25 protein-coding genes and 1 riboswitch are annotated in these 25,348 nt (G+C 66.2%); of the genes, 9 read left to right on the top strand and 16 right to left on the bottom strand.

What is annotated here, in order from left to right; all coding sequences use genetic code 11:
- Positions 1–408: 408 nt before the first annotated feature.
- From ACF66B_RS04655 to thiD, 9 genes are all read right to left on the bottom strand, one after another.
- Complete coding sequence (locus tag ACF66B_RS04655; RefSeq protein ID WP_111430319.1) at positions 409–1,158, bottom strand: ABC transporter permease; 750 nt, start codon at positions 1,156–1,158, stop codon at positions 409–411.
- Positions 1,155–1,883: an ABC transporter ATP-binding protein gene (locus ACF66B_RS04650; RefSeq protein ID WP_111430320.1), complete on the bottom strand. Its 729-nt coding sequence runs from the start codon at positions 1,881–1,883 to the stop codon at positions 1,155–1,157. Before ACF66B_RS04650 ends, ACF66B_RS04655 begins: the two co-directional genes overlap by 4 nt.
- Positions 1,880–2,569 (bottom strand): thiaminase II, encoded by a 690-nt coding sequence (tenA, locus tag ACF66B_RS04645; protein WP_111430321.1) that lies wholly within the window; start codon positions 2,567–2,569, stop codon positions 1,880–1,882. The genes ACF66B_RS04650 and tenA overlap by 4 nt, the downstream gene beginning before the upstream one ends.
- Positions 2,566–3,504 (bottom strand): ABC transporter substrate-binding protein, encoded by a 939-nt coding sequence (locus ACF66B_RS04640; RefSeq protein WP_111430322.1) that lies wholly within the window; start codon positions 3,502–3,504, stop codon positions 2,566–2,568. The genes tenA and ACF66B_RS04640 overlap by 4 nt, the downstream gene beginning before the upstream one ends.
- On the bottom strand, positions 3,501–4,118 hold the full coding sequence (locus ACF66B_RS04635) for a thiamine phosphate synthase (protein ID WP_111430323.1): 618 nt from the start codon (positions 4,116–4,118) through the stop codon (positions 3,501–3,503). The genes ACF66B_RS04640 and ACF66B_RS04635 overlap by 4 nt, the downstream gene beginning before the upstream one ends.
- Before the next feature lie 73 nt (positions 4,119–4,191).
- Positions 4,192–4,956 carry a thiazole synthase gene (locus ACF66B_RS04630; RefSeq protein ID WP_111430324.1) on the bottom strand — a complete coding sequence of 255 codons (765 nt, stop codon included), beginning with the start codon at positions 4,954–4,956 and terminating at the stop codon, positions 4,192–4,194.
- A 4-nt stretch (positions 4,957–4,960) separates the two neighbouring features.
- A complete protein-coding gene (gene thiS / locus ACF66B_RS04625) occupies positions 4,961–5,158 on the bottom strand; it encodes a sulfur carrier protein ThiS (RefSeq protein WP_111430325.1) in 198 nt (65 codons plus the stop codon).
- On the bottom strand, positions 5,142–6,122 hold the full coding sequence (gene thiO, locus ACF66B_RS04620; protein ID WP_111430326.1) for a glycine oxidase ThiO: 981 nt from the start codon (positions 6,120–6,122) through the stop codon (positions 5,142–5,144). The genes thiS and thiO overlap by 17 nt, the downstream gene beginning before the upstream one ends.
- Positions 6,115–6,939: a bifunctional hydroxymethylpyrimidine kinase/phosphomethylpyrimidine kinase gene (gene thiD, locus ACF66B_RS04615; protein ID WP_111430327.1), complete on the bottom strand. Its 825-nt coding sequence runs from the start codon at positions 6,937–6,939 to the stop codon at positions 6,115–6,117. Before thiD ends, thiO begins: the two co-directional genes overlap by 8 nt.
- Before the next feature lie 68 nt (positions 6,940–7,007).
- A riboswitch (TPP riboswitch) is annotated at positions 7,008–7,109 on the bottom strand.
- Positions 7,110–7,225: 116 nt separating this feature from the next.
- Here thiD and ACF66B_RS04610 point away from each other — a divergent pair.
- The 5 genes from ACF66B_RS04610 (at position 7,226) to ACF66B_RS04590 (ending at position 14,221) form a co-directional block, all read left to right on the top strand.
- A complete protein-coding gene (locus ACF66B_RS04610; protein ID WP_111430328.1) occupies positions 7,226–8,410 on the top strand; it encodes a serine hydrolase in 1,185 nt (394 codons plus the stop codon).
- A 115-nt stretch (positions 8,411–8,525) separates the two neighbouring features.
- Positions 8,526–10,799, top strand: a complete 2,274-nt coding sequence (locus tag ACF66B_RS04605; RefSeq protein WP_162683300.1) for an EAL domain-containing protein — start codon at positions 8,526–8,528, stop codon at positions 10,797–10,799.
- A gap of 146 nt (positions 10,800–10,945) precedes the next feature.
- Positions 10,946–11,962, top strand: coding sequence for a zinc-dependent alcohol dehydrogenase family protein (locus ACF66B_RS04600; RefSeq protein WP_111430330.1), 1,017 nt, complete (start codon positions 10,946–10,948; stop codon positions 11,960–11,962).
- Positions 11,955–13,535 (top strand): bifunctional aminoglycoside phosphotransferase/ATP-binding protein, encoded by a 1,581-nt coding sequence (locus ACF66B_RS04595; RefSeq protein WP_111430331.1) that lies wholly within the window; start codon positions 11,955–11,957, stop codon positions 13,533–13,535. Before ACF66B_RS04600 ends, ACF66B_RS04595 begins: the two co-directional genes overlap by 8 nt.
- On the top strand, positions 13,532–14,221 hold the full coding sequence (locus ACF66B_RS04590; protein WP_111430332.1) for a class I SAM-dependent methyltransferase: 690 nt from the start codon (positions 13,532–13,534) through the stop codon (positions 14,219–14,221). The genes ACF66B_RS04595 and ACF66B_RS04590 overlap by 4 nt, the downstream gene beginning before the upstream one ends.
- 3 nt (positions 14,222–14,224) lie before the next feature.
- On the opposite strand, the gene meaB is transcribed toward ACF66B_RS04590, so the two are convergent.
- Entirely contained in the window at positions 14,225–15,232 is a 1,008-nt protein-coding gene (meaB, locus tag ACF66B_RS04585; protein WP_111430333.1) for a methylmalonyl Co-A mutase-associated GTPase MeaB, read from the bottom strand.
- Between the two features lie 177 nt (positions 15,233–15,409).
- Between meaB and ACF66B_RS04580 the strand changes: the two genes are divergently transcribed.
- The 3 genes from ACF66B_RS04580 (at position 15,410) to ACF66B_RS04570 (ending at position 20,176) form a co-directional block, all read left to right on the top strand.
- Positions 15,410–16,135 carry a DUF3108 domain-containing protein gene (locus ACF66B_RS04580; protein WP_162683301.1) on the top strand — a complete coding sequence of 242 codons (726 nt, stop codon included), beginning with the start codon at positions 15,410–15,412 and terminating at the stop codon, positions 16,133–16,135.
- An 11-nt stretch (positions 16,136–16,146) separates the two neighbouring features.
- A complete protein-coding gene (gene hrpB, locus ACF66B_RS04575; protein WP_111430335.1) occupies positions 16,147–18,654 on the top strand; it encodes an ATP-dependent helicase HrpB in 2,508 nt (835 codons plus the stop codon).
- 88 nt (positions 18,655–18,742) lie between these two features.
- Positions 18,743–20,176 carry a Glu/Leu/Phe/Val dehydrogenase gene (locus tag ACF66B_RS04570; protein WP_111430336.1) on the top strand — a complete coding sequence of 478 codons (1,434 nt, stop codon included), beginning with the start codon at positions 18,743–18,745 and terminating at the stop codon, positions 20,174–20,176.
- Positions 20,177–20,271: 95 nt separating this feature from the next.
- Here ACF66B_RS04570 and ACF66B_RS04565 read toward each other — a convergent pair whose 3' ends face one another.
- Positions 20,272–20,517 (bottom strand): sulfurtransferase TusA family protein, encoded by a 246-nt coding sequence (locus ACF66B_RS04565; protein WP_111430337.1) that lies wholly within the window; start codon positions 20,515–20,517, stop codon positions 20,272–20,274.
- Positions 20,518–20,639: 122 nt separating this feature from the next.
- On the opposite strand from ACF66B_RS04565, the gene ACF66B_RS04560 reads away from it, so the two are divergent.
- Positions 20,640–21,392 carry a cytochrome c biogenesis protein CcdA gene (locus ACF66B_RS04560; protein WP_111430338.1) on the top strand — a complete coding sequence of 251 codons (753 nt, stop codon included), beginning with the start codon at positions 20,640–20,642 and terminating at the stop codon, positions 21,390–21,392.
- Positions 21,393–21,473: 81 nt separating this feature from the next.
- Here ACF66B_RS04560 and ACF66B_RS04555 read toward each other — a convergent pair whose 3' ends face one another.
- From ACF66B_RS04555 to ACF66B_RS04535, 5 genes are all read right to left on the bottom strand, one after another.
- A complete protein-coding gene (locus ACF66B_RS04555) occupies positions 21,474–23,462 on the bottom strand; it encodes a pyrroloquinoline quinone-dependent dehydrogenase (protein WP_111430339.1) in 1,989 nt (662 codons plus the stop codon).
- Complete coding sequence (locus ACF66B_RS04550) at positions 23,459–23,815, bottom strand: hypothetical protein (RefSeq protein ID WP_111430340.1); 357 nt, start codon at positions 23,813–23,815, stop codon at positions 23,459–23,461. Before ACF66B_RS04550 ends, ACF66B_RS04555 begins: the two co-directional genes overlap by 4 nt.
- Positions 23,816–23,990: 175 nt before the next feature.
- Positions 23,991–24,239: a ribbon-helix-helix domain-containing protein gene (locus ACF66B_RS04545; protein ID WP_111430341.1), complete on the bottom strand. Its 249-nt coding sequence runs from the start codon at positions 24,237–24,239 to the stop codon at positions 23,991–23,993.
- Between the two features lie 10 nt (positions 24,240–24,249).
- Entirely contained in the window at positions 24,250–24,450 is a 201-nt protein-coding gene (locus ACF66B_RS04540; protein ID WP_111430342.1) for a DUF4169 family protein, read from the bottom strand.
- Positions 24,451–24,473: 23 nt separating this feature from the next.
- Positions 24,474–25,346, bottom strand: coding sequence for a neutral zinc metallopeptidase (locus ACF66B_RS04535; protein WP_111430343.1), 873 nt, complete (start codon positions 25,344–25,346; stop codon positions 24,474–24,476).
- Between the last annotated feature and the right edge of the window lie 2 nt (positions 25,347–25,348).

Below are 25,348 nucleotides of genomic sequence, written 5' to 3'. Positions count from 1 at the left end.
CTATGCCGTTTCGCGGTTTCCGTGATGGAGGCGGCCCGGTAGATCTGCGCGGTATCTTCCAGATCGGTGCAGAGTTCCGAGTCTCATCTCGCTATCCTTTGGGAATAGTATGTTCAGAAACCCTATTCCTCAAACGATTATTTGAGATATTTTTTGACGTGAATGGGTCCGGTGTCGCGCTGCGGCCGAAAGCCATCCGGGCCGGGCAGGGTGGTCCCGCTGGCAAAAGCCCGCCGCGTCATGGGCTTGTTCGGGCCTCCTCAGGGCATCCGGCCTGACAGTCCCGCGGCGGGTCAAGGTCTTCGTGCGGGCGCTCGGCAGGGGCGAACCTGGCCGCGGCGTTGCCATACGATTGCCATATGGATTCCATATCGATTCCATATGGAATCCAGACGCGCCGAATCCGGCCTATCCGTGGTCCGGCGCATAGCGCGCGGTGATCGCCCGGCTGCCCCGGTCCACCGCCGTATGGAGCAGCACCGTCATCGCCGCGAGCACGAAAAGGGCGGCAAACATCACGTCCGTCTGCGCCCGCCCGTTGGAGAGCAGCATGAGATATCCAAGCCCCTTCGAGGCCCCGACCCACTCCCCGATCACAGCCCCGATCGGCGCATAGACAGCCGCCAGCCGAAGCCCCGAAGCGAGCGCCGGAAGGGCATTCGGAATCCGCACCCGGAGCATCACCGCCCAGGGCCGCGCCTCCATTACCCGGGCGAGGTCGAGATAGCCCTGAGGGGTGCGGGTGAGGCCGTCATAAAATGCTGATGTTACAGGAAAAAATATGATGAGCAGCGCCATCGCCAGCTTCGACCAGATGCCGTAGCCGAGCCAGAGCGTCAGGATCGGCGCCAGCGCGAAGACCGGCACGGCCTGGAAGAAGACCAGCATCGGCCGGATGAGCGTGCGCGCCAGCGGAAAGAGCGCGAGCTGGATCGCCGTCAGCGCTCCGAGCACGGCGCCGAGCACAAGCCCCGCCAGCACCTCCACGAGCGTCACCACGGCATTCTCCGCGATCGTCTCCCGCGAGGTCCAGAGCGCCCGTGCCACCCGGTCCGGCGCCGGCAGGATGAACGGAGGCAGCCCCGCGAGAATCACCACGAGCCACCAGGCGCCAATCCCCACCAGCGCCGATACCACTCCGTTCCGCACCCCGCTCATTCAGCCCCCCGCCCCAGCTCCGCAAAGAGCGCCATCTGGATTTCAAGCGTCGCCGGATCGCTCACCGGCCGCAGCGGCGGCATTTCAGGCCGTGGCATTTCACGCAGTCCTGCTTCGTCGATGACGAGGATCCGGTGTCCGAGGCGGGCGGCCTCGGCCGGGTCATGAGTGACGAGAAGCACCGTGCGCCCGGCGAGCAGGCTGGCAGCAAGTGATTGCATTGCCGCACGATTCCGCGCATCGAGCGCGGAGAAGGGCTCGTCGAGCAGGATGACGGGCCGATCCTCCATCAGGGTTCGCGCCAGCGCAGCGCGTTGCCGCTGCCCGCCCGAGAGGGCGGCGGGCCGTTTCCCAGCATGATCCGTCAGGCCGACACGCCCGATCAGCTCGCGGGCCCGCGCCCGGTCGGGCGCTGTCCCCCGCAGCGCGGCGCCGAGCAGCACGTTTTCCGTCACGCTGCGCCAGGGGAAGAGCAGGTCGCTCTGCGCCATGTAGGCGATCCGTCCCGCAAGCGGCGCGCCGTCTCCGGTCGTCACGTGACCCGTGAAATCGATGCCCGTCTCGAGCCCTGCGATGATCCGGAGCAGGCTCGATTTTCCGACACCCGAAGGCCCGAGCAGGCAGGTCCACTCGCCGGCCCCAAGGCGCAGCGAGACCGGCGGAAAGAGCGGCTGTTGGCCCAGCCGGGCGGAGCCTTCCACGGTGACGGCGGGCGCAGGCGTCATTCCGGCCGGAGCCCCATGTCCCAGAATCCGACCTCGAGACGCGAAGCCATGGTGAACCGATCGCAGAGCGCCTGCCAGCGCGGCAGCCCTGTCCAGCCAGTGCCGAAGCGGCGCGCCAGTGCACCGTCGATCAGGCGGCCGGCCTCGACGCAGGCGGTCTGGTAGTCGGGTCCGCCATAGGTTTCGATCCAGTCGCGATAGGGCGTGTCCTGTGCGGCTTCCGTGAGGAGCCGCGCACCGATCTCGCCATAGCCGAGCACGCAAGGCGCAAGTGTCGCCAGCAGATCGAGAAAGTCGCCGGAATAGCCTGCCTCGAGCACGAAGCGCGTATAGGCGAGGTTCTCCGCCCGTTCCACTGTGGCTTCGAGCTCCGCCTCGGAGATGCCGGCCGCGGCGCATGTCCGCACGTGAAGCTGCATCTCCTCAAGGAGCAGCACTCGGACGGTCTCGGCCGCCGCACGCATTTCGTCGAGCGTATCCGCCTTCACGACGGCAAGTGCCCAGGCCCGAGAGAAATGGATCAGGAAGACGTAATCCTGCCGGAGATAATGCAGGAAGCTCTCCCGCGGCAGGCTCCCGTCGGAGAGACCCGCGACGAAGGCATGGCGGGTATAGTCGTCCCAGACCGGCCCGGCACGCTCGCGCCAGAGCCGGAAGGCGGTGCCATACTCTAGGTGCGTGCTCATTCCGCGGTCACGTCCACAGCGATATCGGAGACAGGGTTGACCGAGGGAATGAGGCCGTAGTCCTCGAGATAGGTTTCGAAAGCCGCGTAGCGGCCCGCATCCATTGCCGCCGGGCGGGTAGCGAAGCGGGGGTAGGTGTCGGACCAGGCCTTCTTGTTGAGTTCGTTCCGAAGCTCGGCAGAGGTCGCGGAAAAGGTCTCCCAGGCGTCCTCGGGATGGTTGAGGATATACTGGGTTGCACGCTCCGTCGCGCCGAGGAAACGGGCGATCATGGCTTTGTCCATCGTCTCGGGATTGGCGACGTAGATCAGCTCGTCATAGGCAGGCAGTCCCTCCTCCTCGACATAGAAGCAGCGGCCGGGACGCCCCTCGATCTCCATCTGGTTCAGCTCGAAATTGCGGTAGGCACCGATCACCGCATCGACCTGGCCGGACATGAGCGCCGAGGAGAGCGCCCAGTTCACGTTGATGAGCTCCACGTCGTCGAGGCTGAGCCCGTTGGCCTTGAGGAGGGCGGAGAGCATGGCCTCTTCGACGCCCGCGACCGAGAAGCCGATCTTGCGGCCCTTGAGATCGGCTATGGTCTTCACCGGGCCGTCGGCCTGCACGAGAAGGCAGTTGAGCGGGGTCGCGACGAGGGTCCCGACGCGCTTGAGCGGCAGGCCTTCGTGTATCTGGAGATGGAGCTGCGGCTGGTAGGAGACCGCGAGATCCGCGCGCCCCGCCGCGGCCATCTTCGGCGGGTCGGAGGGATCGGCGGGCGCGATCACCTCGACCTCGAGCCCTGCATCGGCAAAGAATCCCTTTTCCTCTGCGATGATGATTGGCCCGTGGTCGGGATTGACGAACCAGTCGAGCATGAGCGTCATCTTGTCCTGCGCGGCGGCAGGCAGGGCAAGGCAGCTCGCAAGGAGCGCGGGTATCAGGCGGTTCATGGCATTTCCTCGGGAATTTCGGTGCGTGTTGCCGCGATCCAGGCGCGCACGCGCTCTTCCGGATCAGAGTTGAGGGTGATGTCGGTGACGACCGAGAGGATGTCGGCGCCCGCAGCGATGACGCCGGGCGCGCGCTCGACCGTCAGCCCGCCGATGGCGCAGAGCGGCACGTCGCCGATGCTTTCCTTCCACTCGCTGACGCGCTCGAGCCCCTGTTCGTGCCAGCGCATCTTCTTCAGGATGGTCGGATAGACCGGGCCGAGCGCAATGTAGTCGGGTTCCAGCGCGAGCGCACGGTCGAGCTCGAGGTGGTCATGGGTGCTGACGCCGAGCCGCAGGCCCGCATCACGAATGGCGCCGACATCGGCCTCGTCGAGATCCTCCTGGCCGAGATGGACGAAGCTCGCCTCTTCCTCAATGGCGAGACGCCAGTGGTCATTCACCACAAGGGTCGCGCCGTATTCCTCGCAGAGATCGAGCGCTTCGCGGATTTCGGCGCGGATTTCCTCCTCGTCGCGGTCCTTGATGCGAAGTTGGGCGAAGGTGACACCGAGGGGGAGCATGCGTGCAAGCCAGTCCGCGCTGTCGAAGATCGGATAGAAGCGGTCGATCATGGGCAAAATTCCATTGCGCAGAAGTGTAGTGCCGGGTGGTGGAGGTGCGTCCGGCCGTGAGAGCAGGGATCGGTCATGCGAGCCAGGCCTTGCCGATGACCGGGGTCGAGGGCGTGGCCATGTCCCGCGGTTCCATCGGATCGGCTGCGTGGGCCAGTGTGCCGGCCTCGATCGCGAGCGCGAAGGCGCGTGCCATGGCCACCGGATCGCCAGCCTTCGCAACCGCCGTGTTGAGGAGGGCCGCATCATAGCCCATTTCCATCGCCGCCGCTGCCTGGGAGGGCAGGCCGAGCCCCGCGTCGATCACGAGCGGGATGTCGGGGAAATGCGCGCGCAGGGTGCGAAGGCCGTAGATGTTGTTGAGCCCCAGCCCGGAGCCGATCGGCGCCCCCCAGGGCATCAGCACGCGGCAGCCCGCCTCGACGAGCCGTTCGGCCAGCACAAGATCCTCGGTGGTATAGGGGAAGACGTGAAAGCCGTCCTCGGTGAGGATCCGCGCGGCCTCGACCAGCGCAAAGGGATCCGGCTGGAGCGTGTCGGTATGGCCTATCACCTCGAGCTTGATCCAGGGGGTCTCGAAAACCTCACGCGCCATATGGGCGGTGGTGACGGCCTCCTTGACCGTGTGGCAGCCGGCGGTGTTGGGCAGCACACGCACGCCGAGGTCGCGGATGAGTGCCCAGAAATCCTGGCCTGCGCCCTGCTCGCGGCGGAGCGAGACGGTGGCAACCGCAGCCTTGGAAGCGCGGAAGGCATCCGCAAGGATCGCCGGCGAGGGATATTGCGCCGTTCCCAGCATGAGCGGGTTGGCGAGGGTGACACCGTAAAAATCGCGCATGCGCTCAGCCTCCCTGCATCGGGGCCAGGATCTCGACCCTGTCGCCCTCGGTGAGTGTTCTCTGGCTGCGGGCGAGGGCAGGGACGAACTCGCCGTTCACTGCCGTCGCAATCTTTGTTGCCGCGAAGCCGGCTTCCTCGACGAGGGCGGCGAGGGTCGGGCCGGCGGTTTCGCGGTCTTCTCCGTTAAGACAGATCTTCATCGCAGAACTCCGGTTTGCGGCCGTCGAGTGCCAGATCGGCCACCTGCCGCGCGAGCGCGGGTGCGAGCAGGAAACCGTGGCGGTAGAGGCCGTTGGCGTGGATGATCCCGCCCCGGCGGCGGATGCGGGGCAGGTTGTCGGGGAAGGCGGGGCGCGCATCGACGCCGATCTCGAGGATTTCGGCTTCGGCGAAGGCGGGGTGCAGCGCCCAGGCCGCCGAGAGCAGTTCGAGCATCGAACGCGCGGTGATCCGCCCGCGCTCTCCCGTCTCGATCATGGTGGCGCCGAGCATGAAGACACCATCGCCGCGCGGCACCACATAGAGCGGAATGCGCGGATGCAGGAGCCGGACCGGCCGCGACAGTGTGACGTCAGCGCAGCGTAGCACGAGCATCTCGCCCTTCACGCCGCGCAGATCTGAGAGTGCCTCGCGCGCAGCCAGCCCGCGGCAATCGATCATGCCGGGCTTGAGCACGCGTTGCTCGTTCGCGATCTCGATCCCCTGGCTGCGCAGCCCGTCGCGGAGAGCCGCGAGGGCCATGCGCGGGGCGAGGTGGCCTTCGGCGGGAAAAAAGAGCGCGGTGCGGAAGCGCCCGGCAAGATCGGGTTCGAGTGCCGCGATGCCGTCGGCGGTGCACCATTCGAAGTCGCTGGTGCGACGGGCGAAGCGGTCGAGCTCGCGCCGGTCGCGTTCGGGGGCCACAACGAGCGTGCCGTTCATCGTGACGCCGCCTGCGTGGCGCGCCCACCAGCCTGCAGCCTCCTGACCGAGGCGCACGACCGGCTCCTCGGCGCTCTCACCCTCGCACCAGGGTGCAAGCATTCCCCCCGCCCACCAGGAGCAGGCATGGCCGCCGGGGCCGCCGCCGGCATCCGCAATCGCGACCCCGGCACCGCGGGCGGCAAGCTCGGTTGCGACTGCGAGGCCCGCAACACCGGCGCCGATGATCGTGAAATCAGGCATGCTCTCGCCGAACCTCCGCGGGCCAGAGCGCATGGAAATGATGCACTGGGCCGTGACCCCCGCCGATGCCAAGCCGATCAGCTGCGGCAATTGCGCCCTGAAGATAGGCATGGGCCTCGCGAACCGCGGCTTCCAGCTCGAGCCCGCGGGCCAGCCCCGCCGCGATTGCTGCAGAAAGGGTGCAACCGGTGCCGTGCGTGTTGGCCGTGGCGATCCTGGGGGCGGAAAGGCTGACGGGATCGCTCCCGACCCGGATCAGAATGTCGGTGCAGACCGGGCCGCCGCCATGCCCGCCCTTCATCAGCACCGCCCTTGGCCCGAGGGCGCAGAGCGCTGTGCCCTGGGCCATCATTTCCGTATCGCTTGCGGCTTCGGGCTCGGTCAGCAACCGCGCGGCCTCGGGCAAGTTCGGCGTGATGAGATCGGCGCAGGGCAGGAGCTCGGAAACGAGCGCGGCGATGGCGTCTTCGGCCAGAAGCGCATCCCCTGATTTCGCCACCATGACCGGGTCAAGCACCACCGGCACATCGCGCCCGGCAAGTGCTTCTGCTACAGCCCGGATCACGTCGGGGGTTGCGAGCATGCCGATCTTCACCGCGCCGATGTCGATGTCGTCGAAAACCGTATCGATCTGGGCGCGGACCATGGCCGGGCTGATGGCCTCGACCCCTGAAACACCGCGGGTGTTCTGCGCCGTGATGGCGGTGAGAGCACTGGTGCCGAAGACCCCGAGGGCGGAGAAGGTCTTGAGATCCGCCTGGATCCCCGCGCCGCCTCCGCTGTCGGAGCCCGCAATCGTGAGTGCAACCGGATGCATGGCGCCTCGTCCTTCCTTGGCCGTTCGGATCCGGCTTGCACGGCCTGGGATGATACGGACGGGGAGGAGGCTCACCTGCATCCGTTCCCTACGCCGGCGCAACCCGGATCAGGTTCGATGGGTTGGCGACGTCGCCTCTCAGCCCCGGATGGGCACCCCAACGGATCATGAGACTCGTTAACATCCACCATCTCCCCTTGCAAGGGGCCGCCAATCGCTGCGCGCGGGCTTCCATCTGTCTGCTGGGGGCGCCTATTGTGCGGCCGCGCCGCCAAGGGAGAATGCGATGCCCGCCAGACTGCTGACCGCCGCCATCCTGAGCTCGGCTCTTGCGTCGGCTGTTCCACTCCATGCCCAGACGGCGGATCCGCGGGCAACCCTCGAGGCCATCGCCGGTGGTAGGGCGGAAGAGGCGGCGCAATTCGCGCCGGGCTTTCTCCAACAGATCGCGTCGGAGGACGTGGCTGAAATCACGGCGGGCCAGCGCGCGAAATGGGGCACGCTCGAAGAGGTCATTTCACGGAAGGATCGGTTCATCCTCCGTTACCAGCGCGCGGATGTTCCGACCGATATCGTGCTCGATGATGACGGCCGTGTCGCGGGTCTCTGGTTCCATCCACCGCAGCCGCGCGGCAATCTGCAAAGTCTCGCGGCTGCGATCACCAGCTTGCCAGGGCAAGTGTCGCTTCTTGTCGTCACTGATGGCGAGGTGATGTTCGAACACGAAGCCGATAAACCGCTTCCTGTCGCCTCGGCCGCGAAGCTCGCAGTCCTTGCTGCCCTCCAGGATGCGATCGCGTCAGGCCAGATCGGCTGGCCGGACGTTGTTACACTCCGCCCGGAATGGCGCTCACTGCCGTCAGGTCGGCTGCAGGACTGGCCCGAAGGTTCCGCGGTCACGGTCGAGACGCTGGCGAACCTGATGATCTCGGAGAGTGACAATACGGCGACCGATGCGCTGATTGCGCTTGTAGGACGCGATGCGGTCGAGGCGAAGGCGCCGCGCAACCGCCCATTCCTGACAACACGCGAGCTGTTCATCCTCAAGAGCCGGGGCAATCGAATCCTGAGAGCCGAATGGCGCGCCGGGGATGAAGCGGCGCGGCGGGGGATTGTCGAGCGCCTTGCCGATGATCCGTTGCCGGAGGTCGAGGCGATCGGAACCGCGCCGACACCGGAGGTCGAGTGGTATTTCACAGCGCGTGAACTCTGCGCCGTGCTCGGAGCCACCGATGGCTCGCCGAGCCTCGGTATCAACCCGGGCGTGGCGGAACGCGCGGACTGGAACACTGTCGCCTTCAAGGGCGGCTCCGAACCGGGCGTGGTCAATCTCTCGACTCTCGCGACGGATCATGACGGGCGCCAGCATTGTGTTGTCGCGACCTGGGTCGCGGGAGAAGTGGTGGACGAGGATCTGCTCTTCACGCCCTATCGTGGTCTGCTCGGTCTGCTTGCCCGAGGGCCAAATTGACCCGAACATCCGGCACTAAAGTGGTACGGAAATATCGCTTTGGCAGTAACGGATTAATGTGAAAAAAACATTTCCCGGTCATATTTCGCCGCAGGTGGACAAGGGCCGATCCGTGATGGAACAGCGACAGGATCCAGAAACGCCCGATGGCGGCGTGGTACAGCAGGGCGCTGACCCGGTGGAAGCCTATTCCCCCAAAGGGATTTCGGGCCTTTCGAAGGTCCATACCTTTTCCAGGCAGATCTGGGTCACCGTTATCGCGACCATCTTGCTCGCCATCGTACCCGTTCTGTTTATCGGGGCCTGGGCGATGTCAGAAGTCGACGCGCTAGCAGAGGTGCGCGAACAGACGCTGCTCGCACGCGCGCTCGAGGATGAGAAGGCCCAGATCGCGCAGGAGCAACAGAGCGTTACGGTCTGGGATGATGCGTATCTCGCGACGCGACGTGACGACCAGATCTGGATGGAAGAAAACCTCGGTGTCTGGCTGCATGACTTCTATGGTCATGATCAGGCCTTTGTCCTCGATGCAGTCGACGAGCCAGTTCATGCCATGATCGATGGCAAGACCGTGCCACCCCGTACATTCAACGCGGAGAAGGGGGAAATCCTGCCACTGGTCCGCGATCTGAGAAACGAGGTGGCCGAGGCGGATGATCCGGGGGAGGCCGGTGTTGTCAATTTCCTGCGGGTTGCAGGCCACCCGGCCATTGTCAGCATTCGGGCGATTGTGCCCGATACCGACCGACTGTCCTACGAGCCCGAAGATGTCTATGTACATGTCGTCTTGCGCTATCTCGACAGCGATCTTCTTCCGCGCATCGGGAAGCGCAACCTGATCCACAAGCTCGGCTTTGTGACAAAGGGCCAACCGCTGCCGAAGGGCGCGTGGCTGCCGGTGACAAGCGAGCAGCAGGGCGTGCTGGGCCATGTGGTCTGGGAGCGGGAGCGGCCAGGTCTTGCGGTCATGCGCAGGGTGGCTCCTGGCACCATGGCTGCCGCGCTCGTGCTTCTCGGCCTGATCGCCTGGCTTATCGGAAATCTGCGGGGAGCGATCCGTGAGGTGCACGAGAGCCGGATCGAGATCCAGCATCTCGCTTTCCACGACACGCTGACTGGCCTGCCGAACCGCAACCTCTTCAATGACCGGCTCGGTCAGGCGATTGCGGAGGTTAGGCGGGGCCGCAACCGGGTCGCGCTGCTCTATATCGACCTCGACCGCTTCAAGAACGTGAATGACACACTCGGCCATCCCGCCGGAGACGAGCTCATCCGGCAGGTTGCGGAGCGCCTGGCGGCTGTCGTGCGCGAGACGGACACGGTGGCGCGTCTTGGCGGTGACGAGTTCGTGGTGATCCAGACCGGGGTCAAGTCGCGACGGGATCCTGAAATCCTCGCCGAGCGCATCATGGAAACGATCCAGAAGCCATTCCTGCTACATGCCGACCAGGCCTTCGTGGGATCGAGCATCGGCATCGCGCTTGCGCCAGACAGTACGCGGGACGGCCGCGAACTCTTGCGCATGGCTGATATCGCACTCTACCAGGCCAAGAGCGGCGGCAAGGGGCGGCTCTGTGTCTTCGAGGATTCCTTCGATGACATCGTGCGCCGCAAGCGGAGCGTGGAGCGGGATTTGCGGACAGCCCTTCATGGCGGGCAGGGTCTCGCCCTTCTCTACCAGCCGCTTTTTGCGACCGATGGCGTAACGCTGCGGGGCGCGGAAGCGCTTTTCCGCTGGAATCATCCTTTGCATGGCGAGCTTCCGCCGCAGGTACTCATTGGTATCGCCGAGGAGCGCGGACTGGGGGGGGAGCTCGGGGCGTGGATCCTGCGCGACGCTTGCCGCACGGCACTTGCGACCGCACTGCCACTGGTCTCGGTCAATGTCTCGCCGCAGCAATGTGCGGATCCGGACTTTGCCGACGCTGTTCTGGGTATTCTTGCCGAGGTCGGCCTTCCGGCCCGGCGCCTGCAGCTCGAAATCGCCGAGAACACGCTCATCGAAGCCGACGACATGGTGGCGGCGGCCATCAGCCGGCTTCGGGGCGAGGGGGTCTCCATCGCGCTGGACGAATTCGGCGCCGGGTATTCACTGCTTCGCTACCTGCATCGGTTCCGGGTCGATCGGATCAAGATCGACCGCACCTTCATCCAGAACATGGGAGCGGGCCGGGATAACGATGCGATGATGCGCGTGATGTTCGATCTTGCCGATGCGCTCGGGATTGAGGTTGTCGCGGAAGGTGTCGAGACGGACGGACAGTGGCAGATGCTTGCCCAGCTCGGCTCTCCGGATCTGCAGGGATTTTTCTTCTCGCGGCCTGTCGATGCCGCCGAACTCGCCCGGATCGTGCAGAGGGCACCCGGCGGCGCTATCCGCAGGGCCTGAACCAAGGCACCCCAGCCTGCCTCCAGACGGGGCAGACAGCGCGGATTCGCGCGCCGCAGCACGATTTCCAGGCGCCCCAACCTTGACTCCCGGCACGGAAGCCTTGCGCAATGGCGTTGGAACGGGAACGTCCGGGGAGGCCGGTGATGCGCGCCATGGTTCTCGAGCGGCCAGGAACGCTGCTGCAGTTGCGGGATCTGCCCATGCCGGCTCTCGCGGACGACGAGATTCTCATCCGAGTCGAGGCTTGTGGGGTGTGCCGGACAGATCTGCATATCCTCGATGGTGATCTCAGGGGGCCCGTGCTGCCGCTCGTGCCAGGACACGAGATCGTCGGCCGGGTCGAGGCGCTCGGCGCGGCGGTCGAGGGACCCGCGCCCGGTGCGCGCGTTGGGGTGCCCTGGCTCGGCGGCACCTGCGGGCGGTGCCACTACTGCACGCACGGGGCGGAAAACCTCTGCGACGGACCGGAGTTTACCGGCTACACGCGCAATGGCGGTTTTGCCGAGTATTGCGCGGCGCGCTCCCGCTATGTCTTTCCGCGGCCGGAGGCCGGAGATCCGGTCGAGCTGAGCCCGCTTCTCTGCGCGGGCCTCATCGGCTATCGCACCTTGAAGCTCGCCGGAGACGCGGGCCGCATCGGCATATACGGTTTCGGTGCAGCGGCGCATATCCTCTGCCAGATCGCGGTCTGGCAGGGCCGGGAGGTTTTCGCCTTCACCCGTGACGGCGATGAAGCCGGACAGGCGTTCGCCCGCCGCCTTGGAGCGAGCTGGGCCGGCTCCTCGAGCGAGCTGCCGCCCGAACTCCTCGATGCCGCACTAATCTTCGCGCCGGTCGGGGCCCTGATCCCGCGTGCGCTGAAGGCTGTCCGCAAGGGGGGCAGCGTCGTATCTGGCAGTATCCACATGAGCGACATTCCGTCCTTTCCCTATGCTGATCTCTGGGAGGAGCGGGTGATCCGCTCGGTTGCCAACCTCACTCGTGCCGACGGGAAAGAGTTCTTTCCGCTTGCCGAAGCCGCTGGTGTCCGGACCGAAGTTGTGCCCTATCCGCTCGAGGCGGCAAATGCGGCGCTCGACGATCTGAAGCAGGGGCGCCTGACCGGTGCGGCTGTCCTGGTTCCCTCGATGAAAACGGAGGCCTCTCGACACGATGGATGATGCGTTGAACGGGCTTCGGGATGAGCGACCGCAGGACGGCGGCAGCCAGGATGAGGTGATCCGTTTTCTTTCGAATCCTGCAATTTATGGGGAAGACGGCCCGGTCGAGCGGGTGGAGACCCACGCCGCCCATGTCTTTCTGTGCGGGGATACCGCGCTCAAGATCAAGCGGGCCGTAAAATACGACTACCTCGATTTCTCGAGCCTCGAACAACGCCAGGCGATGCTGCATCGTGAGCTCGAACTCAACCATCCCACCGCCCCGATGATCTACGAGGATGTCGTTCCCGTCACCCGCGAGGCGGACGGGAGCCTCGCGCTCGACGGCAATGGGCCACCGGTCGAGTGGGTCCTGAGGATGTGGCGTTTTCCGGCCGAGATGGAGTTTTCCGCAATTGCCGAACGAGGTGAGCTCACCGACGTGCTCGCCGATCGTCTGGGCCATGCGATCGCAGATTATCACGCCAATTCCGAACCGCGCGAGGATGATGGCGCGGTGCTCATGGCGGAGATCGTCGAGGAACTGCGCCTGGCTTTCAGCGAGATGGAAGAAGAACTCGGTACGGAACGGATCGCGGGGTTTCTCGAGGGGTGCGAGCGGCAGCTTGCGGCGGTCGCGGAGACCCTTACCGCGCGAAGCTCGGCGGGGCACGTGCGCCGCTGCCATGGCGACCTGCATCTCTGCAATATCGTGCTGGTGGATGGCCATCCGGTGCCCTTCGATGCGCTCGAGTTCAACGAGACCTTCGGGATCTGTGATGTACTCTACGACCTCGCTTTTCTTGTGATGGATCTTCGCCACGAAGGACTTGGCCGCGCGGCGAACATGGTCTTGAACGCCTATCTCTACACCGAGCGTGGCATGGAAGACCCTGGGGTTGCCGCGATGCCACTTTTCATCGCGGTCCGGGCAGGCATACGGGCGATGGTCGAGATCCATACCGATCATGCCCGCAGCACGCCGGGGCGCTCAGTTGCCGAGGCGCGGGCCTATCTCGATGAGGCGCTGGAAGTACTCTCGCCGCCGGCGCCGCGCCTCATCGCCATCGGCGGCCGTTCGGGATCGGGAAAATCGACACTATCCCGTTCGCTTGCACCGCTTTTCGGCGCGGCGCCCGGCGCCGTGCATATCCGCAGCGATCTCGAGCGCAAGGCTATCTTCTGCGTCGATCCGCTGACGCACCTGCCGCCTGACAGCTATTCGAAGGTCGTGAACCGACACGTGCATCAGCGGTTGAGAATCCGGGCCGAGACGATCCTCGCGGCAGGTTATTCGGTACTTCTCGACGCGGTCTATCTCACCGGTTCCGAGCGCGTGGCGCTTGTGGAACTTGCCGAGCGTATCGGGGTGCCCTTCGACGGGATCTGGCTTGAAGTCGATCCGGATAGGCTCCTTGCGCGCGTTGCCGCACGTCAGGACGATGCCTCCGATGCCGATGAGACTGTAGTGCGCCAGCAGCTTCTGAACGATGCGGGCGAGGTCGAGTGGCCGCATGTGGACGCAACCGGACCGCGGGAGCAGACCTTCGAGCAAACCTGCCGGATCCTCGGCTTGAACGGAGGCGCAACATGACGCTGGCCGCGCCGCCATACCTCGATTTCGAAACGGTACTCTCGCGCGCGCTGGGGAGCCTGCAGGGTCTTCGGGTGCTCGACATGGGCGCGGGCCGTGGCGATGTGACGCGGCGCCTTGCTGCGGCCGGCGCGGATGTGACCGGTGTTGAACCCTCGCGCGAGGCACTCGACGCGGCGGTGCAGTCAGGCGGCGGGCCGAGCTACGTCCTTGCCGGCGCGGAGGCTACAGGGCTCGCCTCGGCTGCCTTCGATCTCGTCTTCTTCAGCAAGAGCCTGCATCACTGTCCCGACATGACAGCGGCCCTCGTCGAGTCGATCCGCCTGCTACGGCCCGCGGGCCGGATTGCTGTGCTTGAGCCGGTGAGTCCTGATCCGTTCTGGCCAGTCATGCGGCATGTGGACGACGAGAGTGCTGTTCATGCCGAAGCCGTCACTGCTATCGAGGCTCAGGTCGCCGGAGGCTTCTGCCGTCGCGAGGCCCAGCTGCTCTTCGCAACGAAATTCCGCACGGAAAGTGTCGATGCGCTCGTTGAACTGCTGCTCTCGGTCGATCCGCGCCGTAGGCTTGACGCCGAGGGGCGCGCGGCAATGGAGCGCGCCTTCGCGACCGCTTGCGAGACGGATGCCGTGGGGCGTTTCATCCCGCACTGGCTTCGGCTCGACGTGCTGCGTGCCGTGGCGTGAGCCTCAGGAGGGGTGTGAAACCGGCGCGAAGGCATCGAGAAGGGTTTCTGCCGCAATATCCGGTGTGAGTTCCCCGTCGGCAACCTGTCGCGCGAGCTCTGCTCTCCGCGCGGCCGCCTCTGGGTTCTTGTGAAGCCGCGCGATGAGGCCGGTCTCGATCGCATGGGAGAACCAGGTCTGAGCCTGCGCGCGCCGCCGTGCCTCCCAGCTGCCGTTGGCTTGGCGGCCTTTCGCGAGCTTCTCGATCGTCTCCCAGGCCGCCTCGAGACCGTCGCCGGTGTAGGCCGAAACGGTGCGCGCGCAGGGAAAGCCCTCCGGGTCGCCGGGGCGCGCGCGCAGCAGGCGCAACGCCCCACCATAGTCTGCACAGGTCCTGAGCGCCTGGGACTTCAACTCGCCGTCGGCCTTGTTGACGAGGATGATGTCGGCCATCTCCATGATGCCGCGCTTCACGCCCTGCAGCTCATCGCCGCCCGCCGGCGCGAGCAGGAGGACGAAGATGTCGGTCATGTCCGCGACCATGGTCTCCGACTGACCGACGCCGACAGTCTCGATGACCACGATATCCGCGCCCCAGGCTTCGACCAGCCGGATGGTCTCGCGGGTGCGCTGACCCACGCCGCCCAGCGTGGCTTGGCTTGGGGAGGGGCGAATGAAGGCGCCGGGTGTGCGCGCGAGTTTTTCCATGCGGGTCTTGTCGCCGAGGATGGAGCCGCCCGAGCGCGCCGAGGACGGATCCACTGCAAGAACGGCCAGCCGCAGCCCGCGTTCGGTCAGCAGGAGGCCGAAACTCTCGGTAAAGCTCGACTTGCCGACGCCGGGCGTCCCGGTCAGGCCGATGCGGAGAGCCGGGGTCTCGCGCGGGGGCAGGGAGGCGAGGAGCGCGCGGGCCTCGGCCCGGTGATCAGCGCGGCTCGACTCGATCAGCGTGATCGCCCTTGCCAGCGCGCGCCGGTCGCCCGATGCAAGCCTTGCCGCAAGTTCTGTCGTGCCGCCATCCCTATCGCTCATGCCGTCCAGTCCTTCACGCAAGCTTCAACACACCGTACGGGTTCGTGCTTGGCCCCGCCCCGCGGCTTTGGCATACACCAAGACGCGCTGCCCGCTGTCAACCTCATGCCCGCCCGCTTCACCCGTCCTGCCGACGCCTGGCCTGTCGCGACGCCCCTTGATCCGAGGTTTCTCCCAATGATGCTCCGCCCGATCCGAAATGCCCTTCTGGCGCTGGCAGTTGCGCCGCTCGCGGCAGCACCTGCCGCGGCGGCGGAGACCTACGAGGCTGCCTTCGATTTCCGTATCGCCGGCATCCGGGCGGGGGAGATCTCGATGGGGGGTGTCGAGTCCGGCCGCACCTACGAGGCACGGGCCAAGGTGAACACCGCCGGGCTGGTCGGGATCTTCGCGGATTTCCGTTTCGATGGCACGGCGGCCGGAGGCGTGGCGGGGGACGGTCGAATCGTCCCGCAGGTCTTCCGGGCCTCTTCGGTTTCGCCTCGCGCCGCGCGCGAGACGCGGATCGACTGGGAAAACGGGACGCCAGTCTTCGTCTCGGTGAAGCCCGAGCGCAGTACCTCGCCGGATCCCTCGAACCAGACAGGCACGCTCGATCCGGTTTCGGCAAGCTTCGCGCTCCTGCGCGATGTGCCGGTCGGCGAGGTCTGCGGGAAGTCGGTGGATGTCTTCGACGGCTCGAGGCGCTCGCGGATCACGCTCGGGAAGCCGGAGATGCAGGGCGATGGCGAGATCCTCTGCAATGGCCGCTACGAGCGGCTGGAGGGGGAAGAGCAGACCTTCAACACCTCTTCGTCCTATCCTTTCAAGGCGATCTTCCGCGATCGCGGCGACGGCGTTGCGCAACTCCAGCGGCTGGACACCAAGACCCAGTTCGGCCGTGCCGCGCTCGTGCGAAAATAGGCGCGGGCAGCATGGCGCAACTGCCGATCGAGCCGGTCCTGCCCGCGCTCGGCGCCGCCCTTGCGGCGCGCGGCTGCGCCGTGCTCCAGGCTCCTCCTGGTGCAGGCAAGACGACCCGGGTGCCGCTTTTCCTGCTCGAGGCCGGCGCTGTCGACGGGCGTATTCTCATGCTTGAGCCGCGGCGGGTGGCGGCGCGGGCCGCCGCCGAGCGGCTGGCCGCAAGCCTCGGTGAAACGCCGGGTGGCCGCGTTGGCTATCGCATCCGCGGCGAGAGCGTGCCCGGCAACCGGATCGAGGTCGTGACGGAAGGGATCCTCACCCGCATGATCCAGTCCGATCCCGAACTTCCGGGCATTGGCTGCGTCATCTTTGACGAGTTTCACGAGCGCGCGCTTCAGGCCGATCTCGGCCTTGCGCTCACACTTGAGCTTCGTGCCGCACTCCGGCCCGAGCTGAAACTCATCGTCATGTCCGCAACCCTCGATGCGGAGCCCGTCGCGGCTCTGCTCGGAGATGCCCCGCTCGTCACTTCGGAAGGGCGAGCCTTCCCGGTCGAGACCCTCTGGCTCGATCGCCCCTGGGCGAGCGGCCCGCCGCGGCGTGGCCAGTTCGAGGCGGCGGCGGCCGATCTCGTCGAGACAGCACTTGCCGGAACCGAAGGCGGTGTGCTCGTCTTCCTGCCAGGACAGGCGGAAATCGGGCGTGTGGCTCAGCTTCTCGAACGCCGCGTGCCGCGAAACGTGATGATCCAGCCTCTCCATGGCGGTCTCAAGCTCGCTGCGCAACGGGCCGCGCTGACGTCGCTCGCCGAAGGACGCAAGCTCGTGCTCGCCACCTCCATTGCGGAAACCTCCCTCACCATTCCCGATGTGCGGGTTGTCGTTGATGCGGGCCGTGCGCGCCGGGCACGCTTCGATCCCGGCTCCGGCATGTCGCGCCTGGTGACGGAACGCGTGACGCGCGCAGAAGCCGAGCAGCGGCGTGGCCGCGCCGGACGCGTTGCCGCCGGTTGGTGCTATCGGCTCTGGACGAAGGGGGAGGAAGGGGCGCTTGCCGCCTTCCCGCCTCCCGAAATTGCTTCCGCCGATCTCGCGCCGCTCGCACTTGAACTCTCGCTCTGGGGCGCGGCCGAGACCGACGGGCTCGCGTTCCTCACGCCGCCGCCCGATGCGGCCTTCACCGAGGCACGTATGCTGCTCGCGGAGCTCGGTGCGCTCGACCCCGACGGGCGAATCAGCAGCCACGGCAGGCAATTGGCCCGGCTGCCAGTCCACCCCCGGCTCGCCCACATGCTGGTTGCGGCACAGGAGCGTGGCGGTGCCGGGCTCGCGGCCGATCTCGCGGCGTTGCTTGAAAATCGTGATCCGTTGCGCGCACGGGGAGGTGGTCGCGCGCCTGCGGACCTTCTCCTGCGGATCCGGGCGCTTGCAGATGCCGCCAAGCTGATGCGGGACGTGCCGGTCGAGGTGGACCGCGGGGCGCTCGCCGCGATCCGGCAGGAAGCCGCGCGCCTTCGGCGTCTCGTTCCAGGAGCGTCCGGCGCGGGAGAGCTCTCCGTCGGAGGGGCGCTGTCGCTCGCCTATCCCGATCGGATCGGCAAGCGCCGCGACGGCGAGGCGCCGCGCTTCCTGCTGTCCGGCGGCAAGGGGGCTCTGACCGCACCAGGCGAGCCGCTCGGCGCCGCGCAGATGCTGGTGGCCGGCGATCTGGACGGCAATCCGCGCGAGGCCCTCATCCGGCTTGCCGCGCCCGTCACCGAAGCCGAAATCCGTGCGCTGCATGGCGGACGGCTGCGGCATGTTCAGTCTTGCGAATGGTCGCGGCGGGATCGGGCAGTGATCGCGCGCGACCGCCTGATGCTCGGCGCACTCGCGTTGGAGGACAGGCGCTGGAGCGATGTGCCACCCGAGGCGCTTGCAGCGGCAATGGTGGAGGGGGTGCGTGATCTCGGCCTCGAGATCCTGCCTTGGAGCGATGCCGCGCGGCGGTTTGCGGGACGCGCGGAATGGCTCCGCGCCCATGGAGGTGCGGAACTGCCCGACTTTTCGCCCGACGGCCTGATCGCGACGCTTGAGAACTGGCTGGCACCGCATCTTGGCGCCGTCCGCCGGGCAGAGCAGCTCGGGGGGCTCGATCTGCTCGCCATCCTTGAGGCGCGGCTTTCATGGGAGGAGCGGCAGATGCTTGATCGCCTTGCGCCGCCTGCGATCACCGCGCCCACCGGCACGCGCCTGCCCGTGGATTATGGCGGCGATGCGCCCTCGGTCTCTGTGCGGCTCCAGGAGCTCTTTGGCCTTACGCGACACCCGACGGTGGGGCCCGAAGCCATTCCGCTTGTGCTTCACCTGCTGTCACCGGCGCAGCGGCCGGTGCAGACAACCTCGGATCTGCCGGGCTTCTGGGCCTCTTCCTATGCCGATGTGCGGCGCGACCTGCGCGGCCGCTACCCGAAGCACTCCTGGCCCGAGGACCCCGTCGCCGCTGAGCCAACGCGGAGAACGGTGCGGCGGCGATCCTGACCGGCGCCGCTTTTCCTTGAGAGCGCGGCGCAGGAGTGCTCTAGTGCTCAAGGAAGAGGCAGACAAAAGCCGCTCAGGGAGGATCGAGATGAACGCTCCGCTTCGGGAACCGAGTTTCCGCGAATCCGTCGACATTATGTTCAACCGGGCCGTGCGCCTGATGGATCTCTCACCCGGTCTCGAGGAAAAGATCCGGGTGTGCAATTCGACCTACACCGTGCGTTTCGGCGTTCGCCTGCGTGGCTCGATCCACACCTTCACCGGCTACCGCTCCGTTCATTCCGAACACATGGAACCCGTCAAGGGCGGTATCCGCTTCGCGCCCAGCGTGCATCAGGACGAGGTCGAAGCGCTTGCCGCGTTGATGACCTACAAGTGCGCGTTGGTTGAAGTGCCGTTCGGCGGCTCGAAGGGCGGGCTCCGGATCGACCCGCGCGAGTGGGAGGAGCACGAAATGGAGCTCATCACCCGCCGCTTCGCCTATGAGCTCGCCAAGCGTGACCTGATCCACCCGTCCCAGAACGTGCCCGCGCCCGACATGGGCACCGGGGAGCGGGAAATGGCCTGGATCGTCGATCAGTATCGCCGGATGAACACGACCGACATCAATTCCGCTGCCTGCGTCACCGGCAAGCCCCTCAATGCGGGTGGCATCCATGGCCGCGTCGAGGCAACCGGGCGCGGTGTGCAATATGCGCTGCGCGAGTTCTTCCGGCACCCGGACGATCTCAAGGCGGCCGGTCTTGATGGCACTCTCGATGGCAAGCGCGTGATCGTGCAGGGGCTCGGCAATGTCGGCTTCCATGCCGCGAAGTTCCTCTCGGAAGAGGATGGCTGCCGGATTGTCGCGGTGATCGAGCGCGACGGCGCCATCGTCAATCCCAAGGGCATTCCGATCGAATTCCTCAAGACCCATATCGGCGCGAACGGAGGGGTCAAGGGTTTCCCGCGCGGCACATATGTCGAGGATGGCTCTTCCGTCCTGGAAATGGAATGCGACATCCTGATCCCGGCGGCGATGGAGGCGGTCATCACCATCGAGAACGCGGCCCGCGTCCGTGCGCCGCTGATCGTGGAGGCGGCAAACGGCCCGGTCACTGCTGGCGCAGACGAGATCCTTCGGGCGAAGGGCACGGTGATCATGCCCGATCTCTACGTCAACGCAGGCGGCGTGACTGTCAGCTACTTCGAGTGGGTGAAGAACCTCAGCCATATCCGCTTCGGCAGGATGCAGCGGCGCCAGGAAGAGGCGCACAGTCTCATGCTCGTCAACGAGATCGAGCGCATCCTGCACGAGACCGGCGCGCAGATGAACCTCTCGGATGCCTTCAAGCAGGAGTTCGTGCGTGGGGCAGGCGAGCTTGAGCTTGTGCGCTCCGGCCTCGACGACACGATGCGTATCGCATACCAGTCGATGCGCGAGATCTGGCATGGCCGCAAGGATGTGGAAGACCTCCGTATCGCCGCCTACATCGTCTCGATCAGCCGGGTTGCACAGAGCTACCGTTCCAAAGGCCTCTGACGGCATGTCTGGTCGGAACTGCCGCTTCTGCGGATGAGAAACGATCCGCGCAGCCGCGTCTTGCTGTGGCCCAGATGTTCCTCTCAGATCCGCAGTCAGTCCGGCTTTCGGATCAGAAAGGCTCGCACGCCGTCGCCTATGTCGGCCTCGCCCGCGAAGGTATAGCCCTGCTCGGCGCAGAAATGCGGGAAGTCGATGCGGGCGGCGGGATCGTCGGCCAGCACGCGCAGCACCGTGCCGGGGCCGAGGCCGAGAAGCCGCTTGCGCGCGCGCAGGACCGGCAGGGGGCAGAGGAGCCCCCGCGCATCGAGTTCCGCATCCCAGCTCGTGCCCGTGTTCATGGGCCGAGAGCTAGCTTCCGGCCTTGCGCTTGTCCACGCCAATGTGACGCGTTCCGGAGGTGACGGAGCGGCGGGAAGCCGCTAGGTTGCGCGCCAGTCCGGGGCAGGCAGACGGAGAAGAGATGTTCGGTGTGGATCTTTGGGATGCCTCGCTGGTGCCGGCGCTCGGCGTGGCGCTTGCCGCGGGGGTGTTGAGCTTCCTGTCCCCTTGTGTCCTGCCCATCGTTCCGCCCTATCTCGCCTTCATGGCCGGGGCATCCATGGACGAGATGGCGACGGGTCGCGGTGGCACGCGGCGCGCGCTTCAGGCCGCCGTCTTCTTCGTGCTTGGGCTCTCGACAGTCTTCCTCTTCCTGGGCCTCGCGGCCTCGGTTTTCGGACGGCTGCTGCTCAGCCATCAGCGCGAGATGGCGATGCTCGCAGGTGCGGTCATCCTCATCTTCGGCCTGCATTTTCTCGGCGTGATCCGGATTCCGCTGCTTTATCGCGAGGCGCGCTTCGAGACCGCTGCAAAGGGCGGCACGGCCTTTGGCGCCTATGTGCTGGGGCTCGCATTCGCCTTTGGTTGGACGCCCTGCATCGGCCCGGTTCTGGGCGCGATTCTCTCGCTGGCCGCGACGGAAGGCTCGGTCGAGCGGGGCATGCTGCTCATGGGATTCTACGCGGTGGGGCTTGGGCTTCCCTTCCTGCTCACGGCCATATTTCTCCAGCGCGCGCTGGGCGTGATGGCGCATCTCAAGCGTCACATGGGGGCGATCGAACGCGCCATGGGCGTGCTGCTGGTGGCCGTCGGGCTTCTCATGATGACCGGCGCCTTCAGCAGCCTTTCCTTCTGGCTGCTCGAAACCTTCCCGGCACTCGGTCAGATCGGATAGCCCCAGGTCGCGGACCCGGTTGACCCCCGGCTGGAACCGGCGGTAGCGCTGCCCGCCGGTTCCGTTTGTGCGCTGCGCGGCTTATTCCTCGGGCAGCGCGTAGACCGCGACCTGATCGCCGACCTGATCCTTGATGATCGTGTTGCCTCCGGCGACGAAGGCCACGTACTCGCGGCCCTTGTATTCGTAGACCGCCGGGTTCGCGACGGCGGGGGCCGCGACGATGTCTTCCCAAAGCACTTCTCCGGTCTCGAGCGAATAGGCGCGGACCTTGGCATCCATCGAAGCGCCGATGAAAATCAGCCCACCCGCGGTGACCGCCGGGCCACCGATTGTTGGCGAGCCCATGCTTTCTGGCATGTAGAAACCGTATTTCTGCGATGCGCCCATCGGGACGCGCCATTTTACATCACCGGTGTGCATGTCGAGCGCAACAAGCTCGCCGTAGGGGGGCTTCCAGCAGGGCATGCCGAGCCAGTTCATCGCCACATCAAGCGACATCCCGTACGGCGCGCCGGCCTGGGGATAGAAGCCGCTCTCGTTGCCGGAGCCGCCCGCGAGCTTCTCGTATTCGTCCCGCGGGTAAAGCTTGATCTCCTGCACGATGTGCGAGGTGTTGACGACTGCCGTCTGGCTCTCCGGGTCAAAGGCGACGCCGCCCCATTGCACGCCGCCCGAACTGTCGGGGTAGGCAAGCACGCCCGAGCCCTTCGTGGTCGGCGGCGAATACATCCCGTCGTATTCCAGGTTGTCGAAGAGGCGCGAGCACTGGCCGAAGCCGAGGAGATTGGCGAGCCACCAGACCTCGGGCTTCTCCGCCTGATCGAGCAGCGGAGCGGGCTTGGTCGGGAAGGGCTGGGTCGGCGCATAGACCTCGCCCTCAATCCTGCCGGCCGGCACGGGGCGCTCCTCGATCGGCCAGACATCCTCGCCCGTCTCGCGATTGACCACGAACAGGAAGCCCTGCTTCGTGGACTGGATGAGCGCCGGGATCTCCTCGCCATCGACGGTGATGTCCATGAGCGTCGGCGCTGCGTTGATGTCGTAATCCCAGATATCGTGATGCACCCACTGCCGCGACCAGACAACTTCGCCGGTCTCGATATCGAGCGCGGTGGTCGAGGTCGCCAGCGGGATCTCTTCGGTCCGGTTGCCACCCCAGTAGTTCGGCGAGGGTGAAGAAACCGGCAGGTAGACCAGTCCGCGCTCTTCGTCGACCGACATCGCCGTCCAGACATTGGCGGTTCCCGTCTTCGCTCGGACCGCCTCCGGCAGCGCCTGGAAGGTCCATTCAAGCGCGCCGGTTCGGGCGTTGAAAGAGAAGACCGACCCCGGCGGTGCTTCGGCGAAGGCCCAGTCCTTGCCGGCCCAGCCGAGGATCAGGTGATCGCCCACCACCGTCGGTGGCTGCAACAGCGAGAGCGGCCAGCGTGCATTCGTGGTGTTCCACTGGTTGAGATCAAGCACGCCGTTGTTGGCAAAACCGCTGCAAGGCGTGCCAGTGTCGGCATCGACCGCGAAGAGCTGCGCGTCCATCGTGCCGAGATAGACGATCTTCTGGCAGCTTTCGCCCCCGGCCGGGGCGCTCGTCTCCCAGTAGGCCACGCCGCGGTTCTTGAGCGCCGGTTGCGTCAGCGCCTCGAGCGTCGACTCGGTGTCGAAGGTCCACTTCTCCGCACCGGTCTCGGGATCGAGCGCCACGATCCGATAGAAGGGCGTGCCGATATAGAGTGTGTCGTTGGCAAAGATGGGCGTTGCGGACCAAACGGTTGCGGGACGTTCGCCCGATCCGTCCGAGACATCGCCGGTATGATACTCCCAGGCCTTCTCGAGCTTGCCGACATTCGAGGTGTCGATCTGATCGAGGGGCGAATATTTCTGCGCGCTGAGCTGGCCATGGAAACTGTTCCAGACCGGCCCGTCGGGCACGAGCGGTACAGGCTCCGTTGCGGCTTCCTCCGGGGCAGGAACGGCTGCGGGAGCGCTTTCTGAGCTCGCTTCTTGCGCAAGCGAAAAAGGTGTGGCGGCAAGGCTGGCGAGGAGGGCGAGAGGGGAGACGAGACGGATCATGCCGGATACCCCCGCTTCGCAATCGAGTCGAATAGAACGAAGACAAGTGCCGCGATCATCGCACCGAGCAGCCAGGGGCTGTGCAGGAACCAGGCCGCCGCGGCGGTGCAGGCTGCGCCTATGAAGCCAAGGAAACGGAAGAGGGTCGCCGCTTCGCCCGCGGGCTCGAAGATCATCACGAGGCCCGCGATCGCCAGCAGCCCGCAGGCGACTGCGACGAGCATCGCCCCGAAGCTGCCCGTCACACCGGTCAGCGGAACAAGATAGAGATAGAGCGAAATGCCAAGCCCCGCGAGGGCGCTCACAAGGAAAAGGACGGCGGCAGGCGTGTAGCGCGGCGGGGAGTGAGGCATCGCGTGATCTCCTGAGCTTCAATGACGGCTTGGCGAATTACTTGTTCAAGTAACGGTCAGGGAGTGCTGCCGTTCCATCAAAACATGGCAGGGGGCCGCGCATCAACCGTGCGCGCCCGAAAGTAGGGCATTGGCCTGATCCTTGGGCACATGCTCCGTCGGAGCTCGGCCGCCGTCAGCGGGCGGGTGTCTCCGCGGCCTTGGCGCGCGCCTGATACCAGGCGAGCACATGAAGGCGGATCGCAGAGGCCAGGCCGCAGTCGGCGCCGCGTGCGGCATCGATCTCGGCGGCGAGATCGTTGAGGCCGCGCCCCTCGGCGGCTGCGATTGCACGGAACGCCATCCAGAACGCCGGCTCGAGCGAAACCGAAGTGCGATGGCCGCGCAGGGTCAGGGAATGCTTCTGCGGGCGGGACGTGTGCATCGCGAACGCGCTACATCCCGCTCTCGCCGCCATCGCCGTCGCTGCGCCGGTGGCCGTCGAGCTGGCGCGCGGCGCGTTCGGCCTCGAGGCGGCGCGCGGTCTTGTCTGCGCGGCTTTCGCCGGCTTTTGCAGCCGTGCCGCTGCCGTCGCGGCGAGCAGCGTCACGGGCACGCTGCTTGCGGATGGTACGCAGGTTCATGATCTTGCTCATCGCCGCCCCTCCGCGTCCTTGCCTCAGAGCGCGTCGGTTGCGAAAGTATCGCAGGCGGCAGGATCGCCGGTGCGGAAGCCGGTGTCGAACCAGCGCTGGCGCTGGGCGCTCGTCCCGTGCGTGAAGCTGTCGGGCACGACCTGGCCTCCTTGCGCGCGCTGGAGCGCGTCATCGCCAATCCGTGCCGCAGTGTCGAGCGCGCTGCGGATGTCGTCCTCGGTCAGCTCCAGCCCGCTCGCCGCATCCCGGGCCCAGAGCCCGGCATAGCAATCGGCCTGCAGCTCGATGCGGACCGAAAGCGCATTCGCCTCCGCCCGGCTCACCGAACTCCGTCTCTCGTTGACCTTGCCAAGCAGCCCGAGCTGATCCTGCACGTGATGCCCGACCTCATGGGCGATCACATAGGCCTGGGCGAACTCGCCCTGGCTGCCGAGATCCTGCTGCATGACGCGGAAGAAATCCATGTCGAGGAAGATGTTCTGATCGGCCGGGCAGTAGAACGGCCCCATGGCCGAGCGCGCATAGCCGCAGCCCGAGGTGGTGCCGCCTTCGAAGAGCACCAGCGTCGGCTCCTCGTAGGTGTAGCCCGAGCGCGCGAAGATGTCGGACCAGACGGTCTCCGTTTCGCGGAGCACGACGGCCACGAACTCTTCCTGGGAATCGTTGATCTGGTTCGGCCCCGACGGTGCGCTCTGCTCCGTGAGACTTCCCATGCCCCCGCCGCCCTGGAGCAGCGGGGTCACGTCGACGCCGAGAAAGGCGCCGACAATCAGAATGGCCAGCAGGCCGAGCCCGCCGATGCCGCTGACGTGACGTGTCGTGCGGCTGCCCCGGTAGCCGGCGGCTCCGCGCCGGTCCTGGATGTTGCTGCTCGTGTTGCGTCCGCGCCAGCGCATGG

The sequence above is a fragment of the Amaricoccus sp. B4 genome (genome assembly GCF_043226085.1).
Lineage (GTDB): Bacteria > Pseudomonadota > Alphaproteobacteria > Rhodobacterales > Rhodobacteraceae > Amaricoccus.
The sequence above is the reverse complement of the archived record's forward strand: the minus strand, read 5'-3'. Positions and strand labels throughout refer to the sequence as shown.